This window comes from Bacteroides ihuae, assembly GCF_900104585.1.
GTDB classification, from domain to species: domain Bacteria; phylum Bacteroidota; class Bacteroidia; order Bacteroidales; family Bacteroidaceae; genus Bacteroides; species Bacteroides ihuae.
On the sequence record NZ_FNVX01000006.1, the window covers coordinates 586,503 to 612,087 of the forward strand.

Consider the following 25,585-nt stretch of genomic DNA (forward strand, 5'->3'; position numbering starts at 1 on the left):
AGGCGTTAACTCTTTATTACATAAAAAACGGATATTATTAAGACGAATAAGAATGAAATCAATATGCACCATGCGAGATATCTGCAAAGCTATCTCTTCTTTTGAGGAGGAGTTCGAAAAAGCATATCAAATCTCGCTCAATGAAGCGATGGTTCTCTGCACACTACACGAAGCGCAATCACCTTTAACTTCTACTGCCATAGCCGAACGAACAGAGATGAAAACATCTCACACTTCAAAAGTTATACGTTCCGTTGAGGAAAAGGAACTGATAGAACGCACACTAGGCGAAACGGATAAACGCCAAATGTTCTTCAGCCTGACACTAGCCGGAGAAGAACAATTAAAAGACTTGAAGTGTGACAAAGTAATGATTCCTAAATTGTTACAGCCGATATTCGCTAAGAGAGAAGAAGATTAAAGTACCTTTCCAGATTAAAAGACTAAAAATAGTCTACTCAATTCAGTAAAAGTCAACGATCATATTTTGAAGGCAAAGTTTCCTTCCTATAAACCTTTAGTCTCAACACGTGGAAACCAAAGGTTTATAGGAAGGAAACGATTCGTTTTCATGGATGAAAACAAATGTTTTATAGTATATAAAACTAATGAAACTGCACTTCCCTGGAAAGGCAAGATATATCTACCTTTTACAGATAATAGTACAGTAATGAGTACTAGTTTAACATATTCTTTATCAGAGATAGTAAAATCTGTTTTCCATGGAAGGAAAACCTACTGTTTTATCAATGCTTGATAAAGAACCTCTTGAACGTGTTCGCGAATCTCTAACTTCGAAAGCTTATTGACCCAGGCATCAGGATAAGTGCGATTACTCAAGAACACATACACCAAACCATTCTCGGGATCTGTCCAAGCGCACGTACCCGTAAATCCAGTATGCCCATACACCGAAGCAGGTGCAGAAGGGCAGCAAGGACTAATTCCCACATCTTCCGGATCAGGCTTATCAAAGCCTAAACCACGTCGACTGATGTTTGAGGTTTCTGTAGTAAATAGTTGACATGTCTCTTTACTCAAATAGCGATGTCCATCGAGTTCGCCTCCATTAAGTATCATTTGATACACGCGAGCTACATCACGAGCAGTAGAGAAAAGTCCCGCATTTCCAGAGATACCTCCAAGAAAAGCAGCCGATTCATCGTGTACATATCCTTGCAAAGTGGACTTCCGCAAGAACCCGTCTATTGTTGAAGGAACAATATTTTCTTTATGGAAGGAGCGTAAAGGCAGATAAGCAGTATGCTCCAAGCCCATCGGCTCATAAAACTCATGCGCCAAGTATTTATCCATAGGCATGCCAGTGAGTTGTTCTACCAATTGTTGCAACAAAATGAAGCCCAAACAGCTATATACATACTTCTTCCCTTTAAGTGGTGCATCGGCTATCTTCTTTAGCATCATGTCTTTAAACGACTTATGCAACCAAAGACTATCAGACACATGCAACGTATAATCACCACCACCTACGGTTGAAGTCAGGCCCTCTTTAAAGCGAAAGTTCGGCTGTGCAAAAGTTTTCGGCCCAATCTGGACTGAATGAAGTGCATCCTTCTGTGACTTAAACAAGCTCCCGCTATAACTCTTCTTATCAATGGCATCCTGATAGAACACCAATCCTGATGGTAAACCTGATTGATGGAGTAATAACTCCCGAATGGTAATTTTGGCTTTATTCGTTCGCTGCAAGAACGGAAGATAGTCCGATATTTTATCCGACAGACTAAAACGTCCTTTATCATATAGTTTCATCACAGCCAACAATGTTCCTGTCGTTTTTGATAAAGAAGCAAGATCATACATATCGTTCGCCCCTACCCTACGTTCACTCTCATACGTATAGGTACCGAAAGATTTGTCATACATCGTTTTGCCATCTTTTAGAACTACAATCTGGCAACTCGGATAAGCCCCGGCAAAGATTCCCTGAGTAGCAATCGTATCAATACGACTGAGAACTGCGGAACGCATGCCGTACTCTTCAGGAATAAAGTGATAGGGAGTAGATGGAGTTAGAGTGATACCATCATTAGTATTGAATAATCCGCCAATTCCGGCAGACAAGCGTCCATCTGCCGAAGCTTTACCAAACAGCACATCGGCTATACGCTCCTGAACATCATCATTCAAAGAATGCCCTAATAGTACAGATGAAGCAACTGAGACTGCTCGGTGAATTTGCAACATCAATTTAGCAGGGGTAAAGAATACATAAATCACCGGAACCTTCGGTGCAAATTTAGCAAAGAATGATTGATAAGAAGCCAAGCGTATTTCGGTAACTGAAACAATGATTCGTTTATATTGTGACAATGAATCACGCAGTAAAGATTGTGCCGAGTCGGACATCCTTCGCCCCAGTTCAAATCGTTTTACGGAGGTATATTTAGACAACTGTTTGGCAAAAACATCAAGACCATCGGGCTTACCCACATTCAGCAATGCCACTTCCTTCACATCAGGATGGAGCGGCAATACATCACGTTTATTACTGAGTACTGTGATAGCGGCCAAATCCAAGCGACGTATCAGATCACGAGTTTGAGGTGTATTGATTCTCTTTTCTAATCCCGAAAGCCTTATTGTAGGCCGACGATTCAATCCCAAAGCATATTTATACGTGAGCACTTTGCGGCATCGCTCCTCAATCTCGTTTTCGTCAAACTCCCCTCTCTTTATTGCCAACAATACATTGTCAATCTCCTTCTTCAGATTACGCGGAGCAAGCACAACATCATTGCCTGCTTTTAAAGCTTGTAAACAGACATTTTCAGCAGAAGAAACTCCTTTCATAGACAAAGCATCGGTAAATATGAGTCCTTTGAACGCCAACTCTTCAGTAAGAAGGTTATAAACGATATTGTGCGAAAGAGAAGAAGGCAGTCCCCCCACGGGATCAAATACCGGAACTTGCAAATGCCCCACCATAATTCCACTCAGACCAGCTCGAATGAACTCCTTAAAAGGATAAAGTTCTACACTATCTAGGCGCTCTCTGGTGAAAGGTAACACAGGCAATGCTTTATGCGAGTCTACTTCTGTATCTCCATGTCCCGGAAAATGTTTGGCTACCGAAAGCACCTTACCACTTTCCAAACCTGAAGCATATGCTACGACCTTATTGGCGACTTTTCTTTGATTTTCGCCAAAAGAACGCACATTGATTACAGGATTCTTAGGATTGATATTCACATCTGCCACTGGCGCAAAATTAACCTGTACACCTAATTCTCTACATTGACGAGCCATTTCTTGCCCATATTCATAGATTAAGTGATCATCCTGAATACAACCTAGTACCATATTTTTGGGAAAGATGGGCATTCCTCTCAAGCGCATTGACAATCCCCATTCACCGTCAAAGGTTATCATTAGCGGAACATCTGCCATTCGTTGCGCCTGATTAGTGATGATAGCCTGATTATCGGCTTTACCTCCCGAGAAAAGTAATCCACCCACTTTGTAATTGTGCACTACTTCTTTAAGTAATGCCATATTCTTTCTACTCCGATCAGGCGCAATAGTATAAATAAAGAGTTGTCCAACCTTCTCTTTTAAGCTCATCTGCTGAAGTTGAGACTCCACCCATTGGTTACATTTCGGATCTTGCTTCAACTTATATAGAAGTAGAGGCTCAACCTGAGCACTTACTTGCAATGAAACAATAGAGACTAATAATAAGAGGTTTGATAGTTTTTTATTCATTGTTCTACTTTAGCCCATCGGCTATATTCAACTCTTTATTTCTTTTCAAAGATTAAGTCCATGCGCCCTACAAAGACGCCTCTACTCCCCATCTGAGAAATAGGAATGCTTTTACCGACTGCATTCTGGTAAATTGCCGGTTGCTCAAGAAGAGTGTGCGAGTGCCCGCCTAAAACGAGATCAATATTACTCGTCTGACGGACTAGATTAATATCACAAGCAGGATCATCAGCCGATGAAGGTTTATAACCCAAATGCGAAAGGCAAACCACAGCATCACATTTCTTCTTGTTTTTCAAAAAGGCAGCCAGTTCATTTGCCGTCTTAATAGGGTCTTTATAGATTATTCCCTCACACTTATTAGCTTGTACTAATCCCTCCAACTTAGGGCTAAGGCCAAAAACGCCAATCTTCAGACCATCTCTCTTAATTATAATATACGGTTTAACCAAACCTTCGAGCACCGTGCCCTCTACCCCGTAATTAGCGCAAACAATGGGGTAATCAGCCATTTTAAACAAACGTGCCATATTGTCTAGCCCGAAATCGAATTCATGATTACCAATTGTGCCGGCATCATAGCCCATACTATTCATGAGTTCTATCTCGACTTCTCCTTTAAACATATTATAGTAAGGAGTACCCTGAGAGAAGTCTCCGCAATCAAACAATAACAAATCCGGCTTCTCTTCACGCACCTTGTCAAGACACGTAGCACGGCGTACAAAGCCTCCTTTATCTGCCAGACGAATGTCAGGGAAATTAGCTTCAAGGGGTTCAATGCGACTATGCGTATCATTCGTATGTAGAATGGTAATTGTTTTCGTTCGTTGCGCAACGGCCGAGAGTGAAAGGAATAGCAAAAATCCAATCAACATAACCGGACTACAGCTTGAAGAGAAAGTCTTTCTTCCCATTTTATCTTTAACTTGTTTATTCATTGATTCATCCTCACTTTATCGTTATCCTACCGTCAAGCACAGAAGTTATTTCTTTGCCCACAGCAGTTTGCTTTTTTACATAATTCAGAAAAATCTCTCTTATTGTAGCTCCTTCCGGGCAGATTTTCTTCTCTCCCTTCAGAAAAGCCAACATCTTATCATTACCTTCAGCCAAATAATCGACAGTAGCCACTTCATAAAGCCGTTCATCGTCTATCTCTTTGCCTCCTACCGTAGCGGAGATTAATTTGCCTTCTTTCGATATTTCCAAGCGTACGTTACTCACACCTTCACCTCCCGCACCTGCAATATTCTCCATCAGTACTCTAAGATTAGAACCTTTTAAAGTAACAATGCAGAGAGAATTTTCGAACGGTAAAATCTCATAAATATTACTAAAAGTGATATTCCCCGCACTCATGGAGCTACGTAAGCCTCCCACATTAGTCACTGCCACATCTGCCGGATGCCCAAGATAAGGTTCCGCCGCATTGCGCAACACATCAGCTACCAAGTTAGAAAGTAAGCTCTCCGGACGAGTTGCTTTCATATCCATCGCACTCTTTCCCACGACAGGAGTCATGATACTATCTATCTGTGCCTTGTATGGTGCTAATATAGCTACAGCATCCTCATCGGGATGAGCATCCCATTTGGATGATATCTCAACTCTGCTTCCTTCCACCTTCGCTAATTGATACGGAGAATGACAAGAAGACAGAAGAAGGAGTGCTGCCAAGGCAACTCCAGAGAAGCATCTTAAATAATTTTGTTTCATATTCGAAGTTTAATAATGCCACAAATATAACATTTTCTGTTTGATGCTCTTACCTCAACAAGCCATATTTACATCACTTATCTTTTGTCTATACTTTTTTTAGCTTATGACACTCTATAGTGTATAACATATAATGAATTATATTTGGCTGTCTAATAAAAAGTTCGTTCCTTTGCACCGCTTTCGCGCAATCGCTGTCAAAGAAGAGAGTTACTTGATATGTTGCGTTGTATCGATGAAACAATTTAATAATAGCAAACAATGGATTTAATTAAAATTGCAGAAGAAGCATTTGCTACCGGAAAGCAACATCCTGACTTCAAAGCGGGTGACACTGTAACAGTAGCATATCGTATTATTGAGGGTACCAAAGAACGCGTACAGTTGTACCGCGGAGTTGTTATCAAGATTTCGGGCCACCAAGAAAAGAGACGCTTTACAGTACGTAAAATGTCTGGAACAATTGGAGTTGAGAGAATTTTCCCACTTGAGTCGCCAGCTATCGCAAGTATAGAGGTGAATAAAGTTGGTAAAGTACGTCGTGCTAAATTGTACTACTTACGTGCTCTTACTGGTAAAAAAGCTAGAATCAAAGAAAAAAGAGTTGTTCGCTAATCTTAGCAACAATATCCAATCCGAGATAAAAAAAAGGAAAGACCTAATGGTTCTTTCCTTTTTTTTGCATCTAAAGTTCAAAAAAGCATCCATGTACAATGCTAATACAACATTTACATGGACATTTCTATTTTATGAGTTTGATTATCTCTGTTACTTCAGCTCCCAAGCCAGCGCACTTGCGCCAAGCACAGCAGCATCAGAATCCTTCAATTCAGAAACAAGCAATTTCGCTTTGCCTTTAAATATTGTGAGGATATTATCATCAATAGCCTTCTGAATAGGCTTCATTATGTAGTCTCCAGATTTTGCTAATCCACCAAAAAGAATGATAGCTTCGGGACTAGAAAAGGCGATAAAATCGGCCAATGCTTCACCGAGCAATGTTCCTGTGGAATTAAAGATCTCTTGAGCTAGTTTATCACCTTGTACAGCAGCATCATACACATCTTTAGAACTGATATTTTCCGAAGGAATGTTACGTAGCAAACTCGCATCTGTGCGGGCAGCCAAAAGTTCGCGTGCTGTACGAGCCACACCAGTAGCCGAGCAATACGCTTCCAAGCAGCCTTTACGTCCGCAGCCACACAAACGGCCAGTATCACCACGACGCATAATAACATGCCCTAGTTCTCCTGCAAATCCATCATGTCCATAGACAACTTGCCCGTTGATAACAATACCACTACCTACACCTGTGCCCAGAGTTATCATAATAAAGTCTTTCATTCCACGAGCCGCACCGTAAGTCATTTCACCCACCGCAGCCGCATTAGCATCATTTGTTAAGGCAGTAGGGATACCCAACTTCTCTTCAAACAAAGCAGCTAGTGGAATAATACCTTTCCAAGGCAAATTGGGTGCAAACTCAATCGTACCACTATAATAATTGCCGTTAGGTGCACCAATACCGATACCTTTTATTTTGTCTACTCCTCCTTGAGCAATAATGAGAGGAAGAAGATTCTTGCAAACTTCATCCACATAATCACCTATAGATGAATAAGCTTGTGTTTTCACCGAGCCACTCGACAGAATGCTTCCGCGTGCGTCAACAATACCAAATACGGTATTTGTACCGCCAATGTCAATACCTACAACGTAGGGTTTTTCCATGTTAGAATTCATGATACTTTATTAAAGGGTTAGTTATGAATCACAAATTACGCAAAGAAGATTGAGTTCGCAAAATGTTTTTTTAAAAAAGTTCACCCTTGCTGCAACTTTTCACACCTATCGTGCGTCTAATATAACAAATCATAAGAAATTTGAAACTAAATCGGCGAAACAGTGATACACTTAAAAGACATTAACAAGACCTACCACAACGGAGCACCGCTTCATGTGCTTAAAGGCATCAACCTTGATATAGAGAGAGGAGAATTTGTTTCCATCATGGGTACTTCCGGTTCGGGTAAATCTACAATGCTCAATATACTTGGCATCTTGGACAATTACGACACGGGAGACTACTACCTAAACGATGTATTAATCAAAAATTTGAGCGAAACGAAAGCTGCTGAATACCGCAACAGAATGATTGGTTTCATCTTTCAGTCATTTAACCTTATATCGTTTAAAAACGCAATGGAGAATGTAGCTCTTCCGCTATTCTATCAGGGAGTGAGCCGAAAAAAAAGAAATATACTTGCGATGGAGTACTTAGATAGATTAGGGTTGAAAGATTGGGCACACCACATGCCCAACGAAATGAGTGGAGGTCAGAAGCAACGTGTAGCCATCGCTCGTGCATTGATCTCTCAGCCACAAATAATCTTGGCAGATGAACCTACAGGAGCACTTGACAGTAAAACATCGGTGGAAGTTATGAACATTCTGAAACAGCTACATGACAGCGGAATGACCATCGTTGTGGTAACACATGAAAGCGGTGTAGCCAATCAGACGAACAAGATTATCCGTCTCAAAGACGGAATCATAGAGAGAATAGAAGAAAACGAAAATCATAACGCATCTCCCTTCGGGCAGAACGGATATATGAAATAAGATAATACCAAACACTATGATTGATATTTGGCAAGAGATATATGGTACGATCAAGCGCAATAAATTGCGAACATTCCTCACTGGTTTTTCCGTGGCATGGGGCATCTTCATGCTTATTGTGTTGTTGGGCGCAGGGAATGGACTCATACATGCCTTCGAGGAGTCATCATCGAGCATGTCCATGAATTCTATCAAGATATATCCGGGATCGACGACCAAAACGTATGATGGATTGCAGCAAGGACGACAAATACAACTGGATACTAAAGATTTGGGCATCACAAGCAGAAAGTTCTCAAGAAATGTGATCAGCGCCGGAGCTACGGTAAGGCAAAGTAGTGTCACCTTGAGTCGTGGAAAAGAATACGTTAGCATGACTCTTACCGGGGTTTTCGCAAACTATACTGAAGTAGAAGCTGTAAAATCAGCGAGTGGACGTTTTATCAACGAACTAGACATCAAAGAAAAACGCAAGGTTATCATCCTGCATACTAAAACAGCAGAGATTCTTTTCCCAAAAGGAGAAGATCCTATCGGAAAGTTTATCACAGGAAACGGAACTGCTTATCAGGTGGTGGGATTATATACCGACCAAGGCGACCGTGATGCTCGGGAAGCATACCTACCATTTACCACTTTACAGCTGATATATAATAAAGGAGATAAGATCAATAATCTGATTTTCACCACCAAAGGATTGGACACTGAGGAGCTAAATACTGACTTTGAAAAGCAATATCGCAAAGCAATAGGTGCTCATCATCGCTTTGATCCACTGGACGACAGTGCCATCTGGATATGGAACAGATTCACCCAATACCTGCAACAGCAAACTGCTTCGAGCATTCTTCGCACAGCCATCTGGATTATTGGTATTTTCACGCTACTCAGCGGCATTGTAGGAGTAAGCAATATCATGCTTATCACCGTAAAAGAGCGCACACGAGAATTTGGCATTCGAAAAGCATTAGGAGCAAAACCTTCTTCTATCTTATGGCTAATCATCATTGAGAGCATAGTGATCACAACTATATTCGGATATATCGGAATGGTAGCGGGTATCGGAGTTACAGAATATATGAATGCAGTAGCAGGAAGTCAAACTATGGATACTGGAATGTGGAAAGAAACCGTTTTCTTAAACCCTACAGTAGATGTAAAAGTTGCCATTCAGGCTACACTCACTCTTATCATAGCAGGAACACTTGCAGGATTTTTCCCTGCACGAAAAGCTGTAAGCATTCGGCCAATTGAGGCTTTAAGAGCAGAATAACAACGTATTTAATCAGTTTAACAAGTTCAATAACAAGATATGAAATACGATATTGATACATGGGAGGAAATACTTCTTACCATCACAAGAAACAAAACCCGAAGTCTACTTACTGCCTTTGGCGTATTTTGGGGTATATTTATGCTAATTGCTCTCATAGGCGGAGGGCAAGGAATGCAGGATATGATGAAAGCCAATTTTGAAGGATTTGCCACTAATTCATGTTTCGTCTGGCCTCAAAAAACAGGTGAAGCTTACAAAGGATTTCGTAAAGGACGCAACTGGAGCCTAGAAAATCAAGATATCGGGCGTTTGCGCCGTGCCGTTTCAGACATCGATGTGATAACTCCTACGATCAATAAATGGGGAGCAATTGCTTTGTATGGAGACAAAAAGAGTAGCTGTATAGTTAAAGGATTATACCCCGATTATGATAAGATAGAAACTCAAGAAATGCGTTACGGGCGCTTTATTAATGACATAGACATTCTGGAGCAAAGGAAAGTCTGCAGTATAGGCAAGCGCGTATACGAAGAATTATTTAAGAAAGGAGAAAATCCTTGTGGCCAGTTTGTACGAGTAGATGGCATATACTACCGTATCATCGGAGTTTGTATATCGGAAGGCAACATTAATATTAATGGCAATGCATCCGAAAGTATCGTACTACCCTTCAGCACCATGCAGCAAGCTTACAACTTTGGGAAGAACATTGATCTAGCTTGCATCACAGCCAAACCGGGTATTAAAATAACCGACTTACAAGATCAGGTAGAGAAGGTCATTAAAGAAGCACATTATATTAGTCCAAATGACAAACAGGCTGTGATGTTGCTCAATGCCGAAGCCATGTTCTCAATGGTCGACAACTTATTTTCGGGCATTCGTATGCTTATTTGGATGGTAGGGCTAGGCACACTATTAGCTGGAGCTATCGGTGTGAGCAATATCATGATGGTAACAGTGAAAGAGCGTACGACCGAGATAGGCATTAGACGCGCCATTGGAGCACGCCCCAAAGATATCTTGCAACAGATTTTGTCCGAGAGTGTTGTGCTTACAGCTGTAGCAGGTATGGCGGGTATTTCATTCGGAGTACTCATATTGCAGGTTGCCGAAATTGGCATCAATGCATCAGGAACATATAATGCGCATTTTCAGGTCAGCTTTTGGATGGCGATAGGAACTTGTGCACTCTTGCTGACACTGGGAATGCTTGCGGGGCTAGCTCCGGCATACAGAGCTATGGCAATTAAACCGATCGAAGCCATCAGGGATGAATGAGCAAGAGGTCAGTGATTCTTCCCAAAGCCTAAAATATAAAAAATGATAAATCAATAAAATAAGCAACGATGAAAAAGTATCTTAAAATCGCATCATTGGTAGTGGTAGCTGTCATATTTATAGGAACGTTTGTATTCCTGTACAGCAAATCTAAGCCCAAAGTGAAACAGTACGAAATTGTTAGTTCCGAGATAACCGATTTGGAAAAAACCACAGTGGCGACTGGAAAAGTGGAGCCAAGGGACGAGATTCTTATCAAGCCTCAAATATCGGGTATTGTAGCCGAAGTATACAAAGAAGCCGGACAAACGGTTAAAAAAGGAGAGATTATAGCTAAAATAAAGGTAATTCCCGAAATGGGCCAACTAAACAGTGCCGAAAGTCGATTACGCTTAGCTGAAATCAATTTAAAGCAAACTCAAACGGATTATAACCGTATGAAAAAGCTTTATGCTGACAAATTGATCAGCAGTGAAGACTATGAAAAGAGTCAGCTTACATTTAAACAAGCTAAAGAAGAAGAAGAGAGTGCCAAAGATGCACTTGATATCATTAAAGAAGGTATCACAAAGAAAAGTGCCTCATACAGTAATACGATGATTCGTTCAACCATCGACGGCCTTGTTCTTGATGTCCCTGTAAAAGCCGGTAACTCTGTGATTATGAGTAATTCGTTTAATGACGGTACTACCATTGCTACTGTTGCCAATATGAATGATCTTATCTTCCGCGGTAAAATAGACGAGACAGAAGTAGGTCGTATCCATGAAGGCATGCCCATCAAGCTCACAATCGGAGCATTACAAAATATTAAGTTCGATGCTACGCTTGAATATATTTCACCAAAAGGTGTAGAGGAAAACGGAGCTAACCAATTCGAAATTAAAGCAGCTATCCGTGTTCCCGATTCTGTAGAGATACGTTCCGGTTACTCTGCCAATGCTGAAATTGTATTAGCACGTGTGTCAAAGGTTCTAGCTGTGCCCGAAAGTACAGTCGAATTTAATGGAGATAGTACTTTTGTGTGGGTAATGACAGACAGTGTTCCCGAACAAAAATTCATCCGCCGCCAGGTAGTTGCCGGTTTAAGCAACGGCATCAAGCTTGAGATCAAGAAAGGACTTACGATCAAAGAAAAGGTACGTGGTGCCGAGAAAACCGATAAGGATAAGAAGAAATAAGAACGGCTAACACCAAAAGTATGAAAAAAAAGATAATAACAATTGTTATAGCAATAGGGCTTTCTCCTATCGCCATACATGCTCAGGAAGCATGGAGTCTGCGCCAATGCATTGATTATGCCATTGAGCACAATGTGTCCGTGCTTCAAACTCAAAATACGGTGGAACAACAAAAGGTGGATGTAAACACAGCAAAGTGGGCACGTTTGCCAAATCTGAATGGAAGTGCCAGCCAAAACTATAGCTGGGGACGCTCAGCATCTCCTGCAGACAACTCGTATATTAACACCAACAGCGGCAGTTCCAACTTTGGTTTAAGTACGAATGTACCTTTGTTTACCGGTATGCAGCTGCCCAACCAATATGCATTGTCACAGCTTAACCTCAAAGCAAATATGGAAGATCTAAAGAAGGCAAAAGAAGATCTATCCGTGAACGTAGCTTCGTCGTACTTACAAGTCTTATTTAATAAAGAGCTCTTGAAAGTTGCGCAAGAACAAGTTACACTAAGTAAAGAGCAATATGCGCGTATTGCAAAGTTAGCCGAGTTGGGAAAATCATCAGTTGCTGAGGTTGCCGAAGCCAAAGCCCGTATAGCGCAAGACGAATTAAGTTGCGTACAAGCTGACAACAACTACCGCTTGTCATTACTAGACTTAAGCCAGCTACTAGAGTTGCCCACTCCCGAAGGTTTTACTCTGGATTTCCCCGATACTAATCCGACATTTGTACCCATTACTCCACCCGATGACATCTACCTACAGGCTATGGCATCTAAATCGGGAATTCTGGCAGCACAATACCGACTAGAAGGTAGTGAAAGAAGTATTCGCATTGCACAGAGCGGGTATTATCCTCAACTATCTTTCGGGGCCGGACTAAGTACCGGCTTCTACACTGTAAATGGAAAAGCGGGTGAGAACTTCAGCAAACAACTGGATAACAACCTGAATAAGTACATCAGCTTTAGCCTCAGCATTCCGTTATTCGATCGCTTCGTAACTCGCAATCGCGTACGTACAGCCCGTTTGCAACAGCTGAATTATTCTTTGCAGCTTGACAATGCAAAAAAAGGTCTCTACAAAGAGATTCAGCAGGCATGGTACAGTGCTGTTGCAGCAGAAAGCAAATACAACTCCAGCACCGTAGCAGTAGAAGCTAATCAAGAATCTTTCCACCTAATGAGCCAAAAATTAGAAAACGGGAAAGCCACTTCAGTAGAGTATAATGAAGCAAAACTAAATCTGATGAAAGCCGTATCTGACCGCATTCAAGCAAAATACGACTACATCTTTCGAACTAAAATACTAGACTTCTATAAAGGAAAACCCATTCAATAGGTACTAAACTATAACGTGTGTGTCAATCAGCGGTCAGCGTACAAAGAATAATGCATATTCATTATTCATCGCTGGCCGCTGTCTTTGTTGCCCCCCCTCTAGTATTTACTCCTAAAGACCTAAAATCTTAAAAAGATTTATCCTTCCTTCAACATACAGCCTGTTCTATTTTGTATAACTTTGCCTCATCTATCATAAAAATATCTACAAAGGGCTTCAAGCAAGCATGCACAAATTAAAAAAGAAGCGGACAACGATATGTATGAAGACAATAGGAACATTGTGCAAAAACATCAAATAAGTGATGAAAAGAAGAAGAAAGAAAAGTCTCATTTTAGCTACAGCCATCATTATAGGTATACTGTTATTGGCTCTAATCGGAGTCTATTTGGGCCGTAACAGTCTACTCAAAATGATAGTAGATAAAAAGACATTCGCTGCTGAGAAAGAATACGGGTTATCCATCAAATACCACTCTTTGAAGATGGAGGGAATGAGCAACATACGAATAGAAGGTTTTTCTATCGTTCCCGTTGGACGAGATACACTTCTGAACATGCAATCGATGGGCATACGTTTCAGTCTCTGGGCATTACTGGAAGGTGATATTGAAGTACAAAACGTATACATGGATAAGCTGAATATTTACTTTACAAAACATGATTCAATAGCCAATTACGATTTCCTTTTCCGCAAGCAAACAAAGGAAAATGCAACAGAAAACAAACAAAGTAGTTACGCCAAGCAAGTTGATGAACTAACAGAATTAGCATTCAACCTTTTACCTGAAAATGGAGAGATTAGCAACCTAAACATTGTGCAGCGAAGGGACAGTAACTTTGTATCCGTAATTGTTCCTTCACTCATCATAAAAGATAATCGTTTCCGCTCTGATATTGATGTGCGCGAAAATAACGCCTCCCAGAAATGGGGTACCCGTGGAGAAGTAAACCGATCACACCATGTATTGCAAGCCGAACTTTACTCACGTGAAAGAAAGAAAATACTACTTCCCTACCTCACTCGCCGCCTCGAAGCCGAAGTGAGATTCGACACTTTGGCTTACAGCCTCAGTAAAGAAAAAATAAGTAGTAGCGAAATAGCACTAAGCGGTAAAGCTGAGATTTGTGGATTAAGTGTGTATCACAAAGCACTTTCACCCGATGTTATTAACCTTGACCATGGACGATTAACTTATCGCATCAACGTGGGAAGTAACTATATGGAGTTAGACAGCACCACTACCACAAGCTTCAACAAACTACAATTTCACCCGTACCTACGAGCTCAAAAACAACAAGATAAATGGCATTTTACAGCCTCCGTGAACAAACCTTGGTTTCCTGCCGACGAACTCTTCAGCTCTTTGCCCAAAGGACTATTTTCTAATTTGGAAGGTATTCAGACCAGTGGATCGCTAGCTTATCATTTCCTACTTGATGTAGACTTTGCCCAACTCGATAGTCTGAAATTTGAATCAGAGCTTCGCCACAAAGATTTCCGCATTGTGAAGTATGGCACTACTAACTTGAGCAAGATGTCCCAAGAGTTTACTTACACTGCTTATGAAAACGGAGTTCCCGTACGTACATTTGCTATTGGACCGTCTTATGAACACTTCACCCCACTCGACAGCATCTCACCCTTGTTACAAATGTCCGTCCTGCAGAGTGAAGACGGAGCATTCTTCTATCACAAAGGTTTTTTACCCGGCCCAATGCGTGAAGCACTTATTCATGATCTGAAAGTAAAACGCTTTGCCCGTGGAGGTAGTACTATCACCATGCAGCTGGTAAAGAACGTTTTCTTAAACCGCCGCAAGAACATTGCCCGCAAATTGGAAGAAGCATTGATTGTATGGCTTATTGAAACCGAAGGATTAACATCAAAACATCGCATGTACGAAGTTTACCTGAACATAGCCGAATGGGGACCACTCATCTACGGTATACAAGAAGCCTCGAACTACTATTTTAATAAACGACCTTCTCAACTATCAGTAGAGGAAAGTATTTTTCTGGCTTCCATCATCCCAAAACCTAAACATTTCCGTAGTTCATTTACTGCAGACATGAAGCTAAAAGACTACTTGGGAGGATATTATCGACTCATTGCAACAAGGCTCAAGGCCAAAGGTTTATTAAACGAAGCCGAGGCGGATAGTATCCGCCCCGACATAAACATTACAGGCGCGGCCCGCAATGATCTATCAATTGTTAGAGATAGCGTAATGATTAACGCCGGAGAAAATTAACGAAATAATTCTTCAAGTTTGGTAGCAAGTTCTTCTCCGCGGAGTTTTTCGCTCAAGACCATTCCCTGTTCATCTATCAAGAAAATAGCTGGAATTAATTTCACTTTATAGAGGGTTGATATGTCTTTCTTATCCAAAAAGCTAAGCCAAGGAAGCTTTTCTTCGTCCATTGCTTTTTTCCAATCAGCCTCCTTTTTATCTATAGAGATACTAATTATTTCCAATCCCTTTGAAGCATACTTTCCATATAAATTCTTCAAATTCGGAATTTCCTTACGACAAGGATTACACCACGAAGCCCAAAAATCAATTAGAATATATTTCTTCCCTTTCATGAGTTCCGCAGACTTCACTTCTTTTCCTTGTCTATCGACAAAAACAAAGCCAGGTGCCTTTTTACCTACAAAACCTACAGGATACAGCTCCTCTTTAACAAGCTTGCCATAATAACTGTCCTTTGCATCTGGAGAGAATTTTTCATAGGTGACTTTCTCATTTTCAGTAAAATAGCTCATGACATCCATCATTAACAAAGGCCCCCACCATGAGTCTTTATTACTTAAAATGACCGCATTTGAAATAGATGATACCGAATCGAAGAAAGCCTTTTCCGCATGGTTAAATGCCTGGCCGGCAGGTGAAGTGGCAATTGAATCATATGCCGCTTTGTTCTTGGTCTCTCTAGCCATTTGCATTGCTTTAAATACAGCCTCATACTTTTTATGATAATTCTGATAGGTAGTATCAAGAGTAGCATGAGGAGCTATCTTCTTCAAATATTCATCATGGACAGCGCTACCTTTAGCGCTAACTTTTGAGAAGTCATAAATCGTCCTACCCTCCCTATCAGTAACAGAAACTTGACCTGACACTTCAATTTTATTGTTACCTATTACCAGTTTAAAAAGGCCATATGAATCAGCCACATGGAGATAAAACATACGAGGAGAAGGAACGCTGCCTTTAAAAGAGAAAGTTCCATCCGCTCCAACTTTAGATATAGCCACAGGCTTTTCATCCTTATGAGTTGCACCAGGTAGCAACTCCAAAGATGCACCTTCCATCAGTCCATCCAGTTTACCTTCTATAAGATAGCTTCCGGCAGGAATCTGAGCACATGAAGACAAAGTAAAAAAAAGAGCTATTGCTCCGCAAAACATTTTTAATTTCATCATTGATCTTTGTTAGTTATTTATCTACATTTTGAGTAAGAGTTCCATTACCCAGGTTACTCGTTGCTCCCATAGGGAAAGGCATAGTCCATAAATGTGACGTGGGAGTAAGCGTATACGTAGTGCCATCTACCACTTTACTTAACGTAAGGGCATATTTACTTTCTTTATTAAAACGACGAGCATCAGCAAAAGGCACAATAGAAAAAATCAACTCATTATCTTTTGTACGACGAATATATTCCATTGCCTGTTCCTCCGTAGAAGCGCTTAACGGCTGATAAACATCCGAAAGAATACGTTTTTGACGAACAGTATTCAACACATCCATTGCATCGCCATATTTACCATCGCGGGTCAGACACTCTGCTTTGATAAGATAAACCTCCGTAGTGGTAAGACCACCATAGTTATACAATCCACTTAAAGTACTTACATAATAGGTGTCGGCACCAACTGTTTTAAGTTTCCAACGAGCAGCCATACGGGCATCACCTGCTTCAAAGCGAGTAACTCTATCCACCTGTATCCTTGACTCGGAGTTTGCGGAAGAGTTGGCACCGTGACGGAAATAATAGTTCTCCACATTATCAATTCCCATGGGAGAAGTAGTCGTTGTATAAGAAGTTGCACTCTCTATCTGAGTTTTGTTGGTTTCATAGTAAGCCGTCCAATCGTATAAAGCACTATTTTCAGCCAAAGCCTTGTCTGCATATTGCAAAGCCAAGTCATAGTTATCCATTTCTAAATAGATACGCGCATACATAGCATACGCCGCCCCAATCGTAGGGTGTAACACCGTTGCCCTCTCATGAGGAAGATAGGGCAAAGCCTCTTCCAGATTCTTAAGCATATAATCATAAATCTGCTGAATACTTACTTGCGTATAAGTTGCATTCAGATCAGCACTTTCAATTAAAGGAACCGATAATTTTGTAGCAGCAGTTGCTTCATCATACGTATCCGCATAATAGTTTGCCAAAACAAAGTAAACCACAGTTCTGATGACTTTTGCCTGCGCTATCAACTCATTTCTTTCGGCATCAGTTGCCTCCGTTGCAGATGCTGCATTCTCTATAATAAGATTACAACTAGAAATAGCCGCATATCCATTATAATAAGTAGCCTCATCACTACTATTCAGTTCTATGCGATTTGCAGACTCATCCCAGAAATAATTCGCTTTATAAAGCGGATAGTAATTATAGTTAGATGCAGTTTCAAACTTATCATTAAGCAACAGAATCGCTTGTGTTATGTCTGTTCTTTGATTTGTATACTCATCCCTGATAAAAGCTTCATAATCAGCCAAAGTAGAAGGCGTTTTAGCGCCTTTAGGCATAATACCCAAGAAACCATCACAAGAAGAAAAGAGCACGCTTATTCCAATAAAGAATACCCAAAGTGTAGATGTTAATATTTTAGTTTTCATAATGTTAGTGCTTCAATATTAAAAGTTCAAATAAAGTCCCCAGACATAGTTAGGTGAATTGTATCCCCCCAATAGATACTTCGCTTTTTTCTCAAATGCGAAAGTATAAAGATTCTCCACATTAAACTGAAGACGAGCATTCTTCAAAAAAATCTTCTTGCAAAACGTTTGTGGCAAACGATAAGAGAGAGAAATGTTGCTTAAACGAATATTGGAAGCATCTAATACGTTAATGTCCGCATAAGAATACACCGAATAACTTCCGTAGTAATAATCCGAACTTTCGGCAAAAATCACAGCCGGCACATCCGTATGAGCCTCATCTCCGGCAGTCCTCCAACGATTCTTTATATCCTTATTCACAGCACCTATTGATGTCATGTATTCATCCATCGAACTATTGTAATCACTTTGCAAATAGGGTAAATCCGTATTCCTAATTTTGTGCCCTAGTTGATAAATGAGCATAAAGGACATTTGCCAATCTTTGTATTGCAACGAGCTACCCAAAGAGCCTGTATGAGAAGGAACGGTTGAACCTAAATCATAAATGGCATCAAGACTAGTCGGTTCCGTAGTTGTCTTCTCTCCATTTTCATCATAAACCTGTGGTAGACCTTTCTCATTTAATCCAGCCCATTTATAACCATAAATAGAATTATAAGGAGTGCCAACACGCGGATATGACGAAGGATAATCCAGTTGCAGATAATATACCGGTGCTTCCACATTTACGTATGTCACCTTATTCTTATTATATGCATACATTAAGTTTACATTCCACGAAAAATCCTTTGTGCGAATAAGATCTCCTGAAAGAGTTAACTCTACACCACGATTAGTCATCTCCCCGTTATTTATTTCATATGTAGCATATCCAAATCCTTCAGTAGGTACTCCGTTGGCATTAGCCAAAAGATCAGTTCCCTTCTTATCGTAATATTCCAAGGAACCATTCAAACGATTCTTGAACAAAGAAAAGTCAAATCCTACATTAGTAGTGGTTGTTTTTTCCCAAGATAATTCAGGATTAGGGCGATTTCCCACAGAGCCTTGAGTACCGCCAACATTAGAATTTGTAGAATAATAAGCTGTGAGATATGGGGCTGAGTTTTTAGCAATATTTCCACCGATGCCATAAGAAAGACGGAGTTTAAGCATATTCACCCAATCGACATGAAAGAAATCCTCTTTATTTATGTTCCAAGATGCTCCGACAGACCAAATAGGTTTATTTTGATATTTTGAGTCGGTACCCCAGAGATTAGAGCGATCCCAACGAAGACTTCCTGAAGCCGTATACTTATCATCATATGTATAAGCCGCATTGCCATAGAATGAGACGAAACGGTCAACGTTCTCTTTCTGAAAGCCTAAATCCGAAGAATAAAAACGCCCTCCCAACAATCCATTGTACCTTTTCAATAAAGAAGCAGCATCAATAGGAATATAACTCAGCATTTCACGATCATAGCCATATTGAAATTCGTCCTTGTATTCCAATTTTGTGCTACGAATTTCTGATCCCAAAATCATAGCCAAATCATGCTTCCCGGCAAAGGTTTTATTAAAATTCAATTGCTGGCGGAAACCGTAAGCAGACGAGTATTGCCGTCTATCATAATTAATATCTCCATAAGGCAAATTATAGGTTGTCTGACCATTAGCAGAAGCGGTAGCCAAGCCATTCACCTTCGAACGTACACTGTACGACTCCTTATCGGAGAGCTTATTATATCTATCTACTCCATACTCATACTGAAACATCGCTTCGTATTTTAACCAGTCTGTTAATTTGAAGTTCAATTTAACAAATGATCTATTCAAGAAGTTTTTTTCTTTTCCCAGATTGCGCCCTATTTCATCCAGCGGAGTTATATTCATGCTATAAAGTCTATTTGTCTTAATTCTATCTACAATATCCTGACTATAGCGAGATTCGGCCGTAGAAATATAAGGATTTCCTTGAGCATCAACCAATCCGTCATAAGGCATATAAGTATAACCGGGGGACAATGGGTCATAAGTCTGAGTAGTAGCATTGGTATACTTTGTATAGCTGCCCACATCAAGTCTCAACCAATCTGTAATATCCGTAGAGTTAATAATATTCAGCCCAAAAGAACTATCATCTGAATACTTATTCTCATATTGATTATTCTTGTAAGTTAGTGAAACTTTAAAGTTATTCTTCTCTGTAGCCTTACCGATACTTAAGTTATATTGCTGATAGAAAGGATTTGTTTTGGTATATTTCTTCGTATCATCATAATAATTATAACCTTTAGCAGAAAGCGCATTCAGTGTTGTATTCATTTCATCTTGCGTTGAGTTTCCTGCATAAGCATTCAAGATAGCCGTAATACCTTGGTTCGTATAAACTTTGTATTTCAATAAATTAGCGGCATAAGATGAAGCACCACTTCCCTGCAAATTAGGATTCTTCTCTGCCCACTCTTTTTCAAGATCAATAACATCTGCCGAGTTGGTCAGGCGATCTTTATAAAAGGAATAAGGAGAAAAAGTGAAGGTACTTGAGAAAGACACTTCTGTTCTTCCTTTAGCCGCTTTCTTTGTCACAATTACTACCACGCCGTTGGCTGCACGCGCACCGTAAATAGAAGCAGCAGCCGCATCTTTCAACACAGTTATGCTCTCTATATCTTCCATATTCAAATCAGGAATATTCTCGATAAGATTTCCTTCGGGAGTATACCGAGTACTTTCTACCGGAAAGCCATCAATTACATAAAGTGGGTTCGTCACTCCATTCATTGTTGTAGTACCACGTACAAGACCATTTGCATAACCTGCAACCCGTCCTTCGAGCAAAGTGCTCAAACTATTAAGTCGTTGTTCCTGCAATTTCTCTCCACTTACTTTAGAAAAAGCACCCGTAGCCCGCTCTTTTGAAATCGTTTGATAGCCTGTTACCACCACCTCATCAAGTAATTGATCATCAGTTTTCAAAACGATATTCAAGATTCTACTTGTGCCTACTTTCAAGGCTTGATTAGCAAATCCTACAAAGGAGAATTCAAGCACAGCTGATTCCGATGGTACAGATATAGACTATTTCCCATCCATATCTGTAATTGCTCCTGAAGAAACATTTTTTGAGTTTGCTATCCTAATCGTAGCTCCAACTAAAGGTTCCCCGTCTACATCACTTACTGTTCCGCGAACAGTTATTCCGGAAGCTCTACCAACATTCTGGGCAAAGACTTCGTGAGTGCCTGATAATAACATCAGCACCATACCACATAAAACAATAATCTTTTTTCTCATATCAACCTAGCATTTACTGTTAGTAACCATCATACTTAAAACAAGAAACCTTTTACACACTTATTCCTAACTAAAATTACAGCGTTTTATTTTGCCTTCAAAGCTAGAATAAATCTACCCTAGCAAAAATCCCATCATTATGGTATTTATAGAATAAAAGCCGAAACACGATTTAATGATTGCAAATAAAAGAATAAAGATTCAAAAAGCTCTTCGAAACAAGCATCCAATAACGGCAATTGTCGTTATTGGAATAAATATGATAGTACAATTGGTTATTGCCTGCCTTTTTGAATGGAAAGAACCTTCGAACGATATAGAGAAGGAGGCATGCCGACGGCTGATTGAAAGACATTATAGAAGGTGGAAATTGAATTAAAACCTAGTTCAGAAGAAAGTGCCTTAAGTGGTATATTGTTATTCGCATCGGACAAAACACGAACAGCTTCTTCCACTCTGAACGAATTTATATAGTGCGTAAATGTTTTCCCACTCTGCTCATTGATCACTTGAGATAGATAAGTACGGTTAGTATCAAGCATGTCAGCAACCTTTTCTTTCGTTATAAAGTGGTCCTTATACACCTTTTTTTCTAACATCAACTGATTAAGCAGGTAATAGAGCTCTACCGTTTTCTCATCGGTCAATGAAGATGCCGCATATTTTCCGGTGACATCTACTTTGTCTTTCTGTTCCTCATTCTTAAGTCTTCTTATCTCAAAACGCAGGTTCTCTTCGCGCCTGATCGCATCCTGATTCTGTTCCACAATCTTAAGAAACAAACGATTCTTCCTTATATAAAGATAATAAATAAAGCCGAGCGCAACAAAAATCAACAGAAAGCCGAAAGTAAGAAACTGAACCTTCTTTTCATTTTGTAGCAAACGCAATTTGCTATGAGCTATTTCATTCTCTTGCTTTTCTACATCGTATTTGATCCTGAGTTCATTCAGAGAACGCTCTTTCTCTTCGGTCAATATACTATCTTTCTCCACGCGATATTTCTTATAATACTCCAAGGCACCGGCATAGTCTTGTTTCCGTTCGTAACAATTAGAAAGAGTCTGGTATAAAAGATGCCTATATGTACTACTGTTCCGATCATTCGAGATAGAAATACCTTTTTTAAGCAATGGAATGGCTTCGTCATAATCTCCTTTGCTGATCAGTACTTTTGAGTATCCGAGGTATGCATTGACAACAGATGATGTCTGAGCGTGACTTTGTAGCTCAAGAGCTTTCTCGAAATAACTAAGTGCAAGCACATTATCCCCTTGTTTAGTTGAAATATAGCCCAATAAATTATACACATTGGATTGGTCATGAAAGCCATTTCGGAGCATAATGAATTCTGCCTCTTTGGCATACTTTGACGCTTCGATATAATTGCCTTTAAGATAATACATATAAGCTGAATTCATAGCGCCGGACATGATGGTGTACGTATCGCTTCTTTTATGCCCTAACTCATAACACTCCAATGCATACTTTAACCCCGTAGTATCATTCATCAGATAATAAATTCCTGATAGATTAGAGAGCAATAGTGATTGCAGTTGGTCATTACTCCCCTTCCTGGCTACTTCTATTCCTTTAAAAAAGTAAAAGATGGAGCGATAATAATCCATTTCTATATTTGATGAGTATAAGCCCAGTCCGTTGTAAACGGAACAAAGAGCAGAATCATTCTTTAACTCTTGTGCCAGTAGCAATGATTTATTGAGATAGAATTTGGCCGGTTTTTTGTATCCTTTCATCATCAATCCTTGCCCTAAGTAGATATAAGAATAAAGACGGAAATAATCGATGGCATTAATCTCTCCGAACTTACGTAACTGTTCTGCAAAAGAAATGGCTTTTGTATAATCAGCCCTTGCCAAATAAAGAAAAGAGAGTTCTTTCAGTGCATATCCATCATTCTTCTTGGCACGCAGATAGCTGATACGCTCATTCAAGTTGTCGGAGTTTTGACTTTGATCTTGCGCATGAAGTGAAGGGAATAAGATAAATAACAAACTAAAAACAAGAAATAGAAAGATGTTCTTCATCCTTAAACGCTTTTATTCTATCGGCAAAAGTAGCAAAAAAAAGCAGAAACGCTTGACTTTGGCAAGTAAATGTATTATCTTTGTTAATATAATCATAAAATATATTCAGATTAAAATACGGTTAAAGAGAGAAGTTGCAACTTCCCTCTTTTTTTGTGTCTGCACGCTTGTGATGAAGCAAGAGAACCGTGCAAATGGGTCATCTGCACGGTTCTCTTGGGTCAAAAGACGGTTTCTCTTCACACATTTACTTATTTGTTATCGCAATAACTCCTAATGAAAAAAGTTTTTTCTCTTATTGTTATCCTAAAAACACCTTTTTCCTTCTTGCCCATACCTAACCAGTTAATATAGTACAAATCTTCTCTTGACAAAAGCGTGCTCAAGCAACACACTTTGTCTAGTATTATCTTGTTGGAGGAATGCGGCTACTCGAGCGTTCCTTCTCAGATGATTTATCTTTTGTAGCACGCTCTTTTGAAGTCGGTTTACTGGTAGACGAACCACGAGTACTTTCGTTACGACGGGCATTACTACTGTTTGAGCTGCGACTGCTCGAACGTTCAGTAGTACTACGAGTCTCTCCACTGGAAGAGGAGCGTGCTGGAGTTGCACTTCTACGGCTACCTGAAGAAGCAGGAGTTGCATTACTGCGACTGTTATTCGACGGTGTTGAACGAACTTTGTTTCTATTATCAACATCCCTCTTTACATCTTGATTACTACGTCGGATATTTCCACCATTGTCCTCTCGACGATTGTTACTGTTACCATCCTTTACACCATGGCTATTTCTATCATTTGAAGGAGACGAAGGCCGTGTGTTGCTATTTCTAGATGGAGTGTTATTACTTGGACGAGTAGAATAAATTTTGTCTCTTCCATCAGGTCTTTTGTTCGAGTTGGGACGAATGCTTACTCTACCGAAATCAGAGCGGCGGTTGTTATGATAGACCTTGTCGTCTCTCACACTATGAAAGTCGCGATATACAGTATGATTGTAACGTCCGCGATAAAAGCTCACGTTATTGTTGTGCGTCCGGAAATGCGCTCCTCTGTAAGTGGTGTAATGAGTTGGCAGCCCAAAATAAAACAAACCATGATTGCTATACGTAACGTATACCCTGAAAGCCCATCCATTAGTATTAGCATAAACAGGACGATAAAAATAGTCTGTTTGCATGAAGCGGCTGTATTGCTCACTGTCAAGTACCCAACGCAAATCATCGTTACGAATATCAAGATAATAATAGTATTCGTTCAATGCCCACTCTTGTCCACGCACCACATTGTCCATCGTATTGCGAATGGAATAGATGAAATCATAATTGATTTCATAAGCATCATTATATTGAGCTGAGTTCAGTTCGAGCTCATACGCCATTTTATCCGTAAGAAAACGAGTTTCTTGGCGAACCCTGCTAGTACTCATGGCGGCCATACTTGTGCTGCTCATGGCAGTTATCCCGATGGCAAATAGAATAATCATCATTCGTTTCATATTCATTAGTTTTTAGTTGTATTTACTATTATATCCTTTTATAAAATCATTTATCTTATCTTTACTGGAGATGAAGGATAGGCTTTCAAGCAACATAAAGAAGTTCTGTTTATCTACAATTCGAGGATAAAGCAACTGAATCATTTCTATCTTATCATCATCAAAAGTATTCAGTTCAACCAAGCGTTTACATTGTTGGATAGTAAAAGCACTCGTTTGCACAGCCGTCTCAATCAAGTCCATTTTATCCGATTTGAATGGAGCCGCTTTTACTGCGGAGAAAAAACTATTAAACGTATTATTATCCATTACCCCTCTATCTGAGTGAGCTCCAGTCCACCTATCTTGATGAGAAGGCAATGTAGGAAAGTTGCTCTCTATACGAATGTTTTTCAGTTCATTCCCTGAAAAATAAATTAGATTATGATAGATTAAACGTCCTTTCCTTCCAAAATCATTCCTTCCAAAATATTCTACCTCATAGGCTTCTATTTGATAGTTACCCGGACTCAGGTTGGCAATAAAGCAACTCATTGTTGGAATAGAAATTTGTGTACCTTCCACAAATACAATAATAGGGTTTTCGGTGCTCTCTATTCGAATACCATAAACTGGGGCAGCTTTTAAAGCGAACGCCACCAACAAAAGGCTAAGACTTATCATTAACTTACGCATATCGTTTTGTTTTAATAATTTCCATACAACAAAAATAGGGTAAGGAAATCCCCTACCCTAATGATTCTCT

Annotated in this window: 19 protein-coding genes; 8 read left to right on the forward strand and 11 right to left on the reverse strand. The window is 39.9% G+C overall.

From position 1 onward, the window contains the following. Nucleotides 1-52 precede the first annotated feature (52 nt). Complete coding sequence (locus BQ5338_RS13190; RefSeq protein WP_071147286.1) at nucleotides 53-421, forward strand: MarR family transcriptional regulator; 369 nt, start codon at nucleotides 53-55, stop codon at nucleotides 419-421. 314 nt (nucleotides 422-735) lie between these two features. Here BQ5338_RS13190 and BQ5338_RS13195 read toward each other — a convergent pair whose 3' ends face one another. The 3 genes from BQ5338_RS13195 to BQ5338_RS13205 form a co-directional block, all read right to left on the reverse strand. Beyond that, nucleotides 736-3,726, reverse strand: a complete 2,991-nt coding sequence (locus BQ5338_RS13195) for a serine hydrolase domain-containing protein (RefSeq protein WP_071147287.1) — start codon at nucleotides 3,724-3,726, stop codon at nucleotides 736-738. 35 nt (nucleotides 3,727-3,761) lie between these two features. After that, nucleotides 3,762-4,604 carry a bifunctional metallophosphatase/5'-nucleotidase gene (locus BQ5338_RS13200; RefSeq protein ID WP_139265286.1) on the reverse strand — a complete coding sequence of 281 codons (843 nt, stop codon included), beginning with the start codon at nucleotides 4,602-4,604 and terminating at the stop codon, nucleotides 3,762-3,764. 73 nt (nucleotides 4,605-4,677) lie between these two features. Then, nucleotides 4,678-5,445, reverse strand: coding sequence for a 5'-nucleotidase C-terminal domain-containing protein (locus BQ5338_RS13205; RefSeq protein WP_071147288.1), 768 nt, complete (start codon nucleotides 5,443-5,445; stop codon nucleotides 4,678-4,680). Nucleotides 5,446-5,706: 261 nt separating this feature from the next. Between BQ5338_RS13205 and rplS the strand changes: the two genes are divergently transcribed. After that, on the forward strand, nucleotides 5,707-6,060 hold the full coding sequence (gene rplS, locus BQ5338_RS13210) for a 50S ribosomal protein L19 (RefSeq protein WP_071147289.1): 354 nt from the start codon (nucleotides 5,707-5,709) through the stop codon (nucleotides 6,058-6,060). A 153-nt stretch (nucleotides 6,061-6,213) separates the two neighbouring features. Here the strand turns inward: rplS and BQ5338_RS13215 are convergent, their stop codons facing one another. Further along, the gene (locus BQ5338_RS13215) at nucleotides 6,214-7,188 is read right to left on the reverse strand and encodes an ROK family protein (RefSeq protein WP_071147290.1); all 975 of its coding nucleotides are present in this window, start codon (nucleotides 7,186-7,188) and stop codon (nucleotides 6,214-6,216) included. A 162-nt stretch (nucleotides 7,189-7,350) separates the two neighbouring features. Here BQ5338_RS13215 and BQ5338_RS13220 point away from each other — a divergent pair, with 162 nt between their 5' ends. From BQ5338_RS13220 to BQ5338_RS13245, 6 genes are all read left to right on the forward strand, one after another. Continuing rightward, on the forward strand, nucleotides 7,351-8,067 hold the full coding sequence (locus tag BQ5338_RS13220) for an ABC transporter ATP-binding protein (protein ID WP_071147291.1): 717 nt from the start codon (nucleotides 7,351-7,353) through the stop codon (nucleotides 8,065-8,067). 16 nt (nucleotides 8,068-8,083) lie between these two features. Further along, nucleotides 8,084-9,340 (forward strand): ABC transporter permease, encoded by a 1,257-nt coding sequence (locus tag BQ5338_RS13225; protein WP_071147292.1) that lies wholly within the window; start codon nucleotides 8,084-8,086, stop codon nucleotides 9,338-9,340. A 39-nt stretch (nucleotides 9,341-9,379) separates the two neighbouring features. Continuing rightward, complete coding sequence (locus BQ5338_RS13230; protein ID WP_071147293.1) at nucleotides 9,380-10,624, forward strand: ABC transporter permease; 1,245 nt, start codon at nucleotides 9,380-9,382, stop codon at nucleotides 10,622-10,624. A gap of 68 nt (nucleotides 10,625-10,692) precedes the next feature. Continuing rightward, nucleotides 10,693-11,805: an efflux RND transporter periplasmic adaptor subunit gene (locus BQ5338_RS13235; protein WP_071147294.1), complete on the forward strand. Its 1,113-nt coding sequence runs from the start codon at nucleotides 10,693-10,695 to the stop codon at nucleotides 11,803-11,805. A gap of 20 nt (nucleotides 11,806-11,825) precedes the next feature. After that, entirely contained in the window at nucleotides 11,826-13,145 is a 1,320-nt protein-coding gene (locus BQ5338_RS13240) for a TolC family protein (RefSeq protein WP_071147295.1), read from the forward strand. A 304-nt stretch (nucleotides 13,146-13,449) separates the two neighbouring features. Continuing rightward, nucleotides 13,450-15,399, forward strand: coding sequence for a biosynthetic peptidoglycan transglycosylase (locus BQ5338_RS13245; protein WP_071147296.1), 1,950 nt, complete (start codon nucleotides 13,450-13,452; stop codon nucleotides 15,397-15,399). Here the strand turns inward: BQ5338_RS13245 and BQ5338_RS13250 are convergent. From BQ5338_RS13250 to BQ5338_RS13275, 7 genes are all read right to left on the reverse strand, one after another. Beyond that, the gene (locus BQ5338_RS13250) at nucleotides 15,396-16,574 is read right to left on the reverse strand and encodes a TlpA disulfide reductase family protein (protein WP_078063495.1); all 1,179 of its coding nucleotides are present in this window, start codon (nucleotides 16,572-16,574) and stop codon (nucleotides 15,396-15,398) included. The genes BQ5338_RS13245 and BQ5338_RS13250 overlap by 4 nt on opposite strands. Nucleotides 16,575-16,587: 13 nt before the next feature. Continuing rightward, nucleotides 16,588-18,003, reverse strand: coding sequence for a RagB/SusD family nutrient uptake outer membrane protein (locus tag BQ5338_RS13255; RefSeq protein ID WP_071147297.1), 1,416 nt, complete (start codon nucleotides 18,001-18,003; stop codon nucleotides 16,588-16,590). Nucleotides 18,004-18,021: 18 nt separating this feature from the next. After that, nucleotides 18,022-21,048, reverse strand: a complete 3,027-nt coding sequence (locus tag BQ5338_RS13260; RefSeq protein ID WP_235816429.1) for a SusC/RagA family TonB-linked outer membrane protein — start codon at nucleotides 21,046-21,048, stop codon at nucleotides 18,022-18,024. 27 nt (nucleotides 21,049-21,075) lie between these two features. Then, complete coding sequence (locus BQ5338_RS17065) at nucleotides 21,076-21,291, reverse strand: carboxypeptidase-like regulatory domain-containing protein (protein ID WP_235816430.1); 216 nt, start codon at nucleotides 21,289-21,291, stop codon at nucleotides 21,076-21,078. 275 nt (nucleotides 21,292-21,566) lie between these two features. After that, a complete protein-coding gene (locus BQ5338_RS13265; protein ID WP_071147298.1) occupies nucleotides 21,567-23,339 on the reverse strand; it encodes an AraC family transcriptional regulator in 1,773 nt (590 codons plus the stop codon). A gap of 406 nt (nucleotides 23,340-23,745) precedes the next feature. Continuing rightward, nucleotides 23,746-24,840, reverse strand: a complete 1,095-nt coding sequence (locus BQ5338_RS13270) for a hypothetical protein (RefSeq protein ID WP_071147882.1) — start codon at nucleotides 24,838-24,840, stop codon at nucleotides 23,746-23,748. 12 nt (nucleotides 24,841-24,852) lie between these two features. Beyond that, complete coding sequence (locus BQ5338_RS13275) at nucleotides 24,853-25,515, reverse strand: proline and serine-rich protein 1 family protein (protein WP_071147299.1); 663 nt, start codon at nucleotides 25,513-25,515, stop codon at nucleotides 24,853-24,855. Nucleotides 25,516-25,585: the final 70 nt, after the last annotated feature.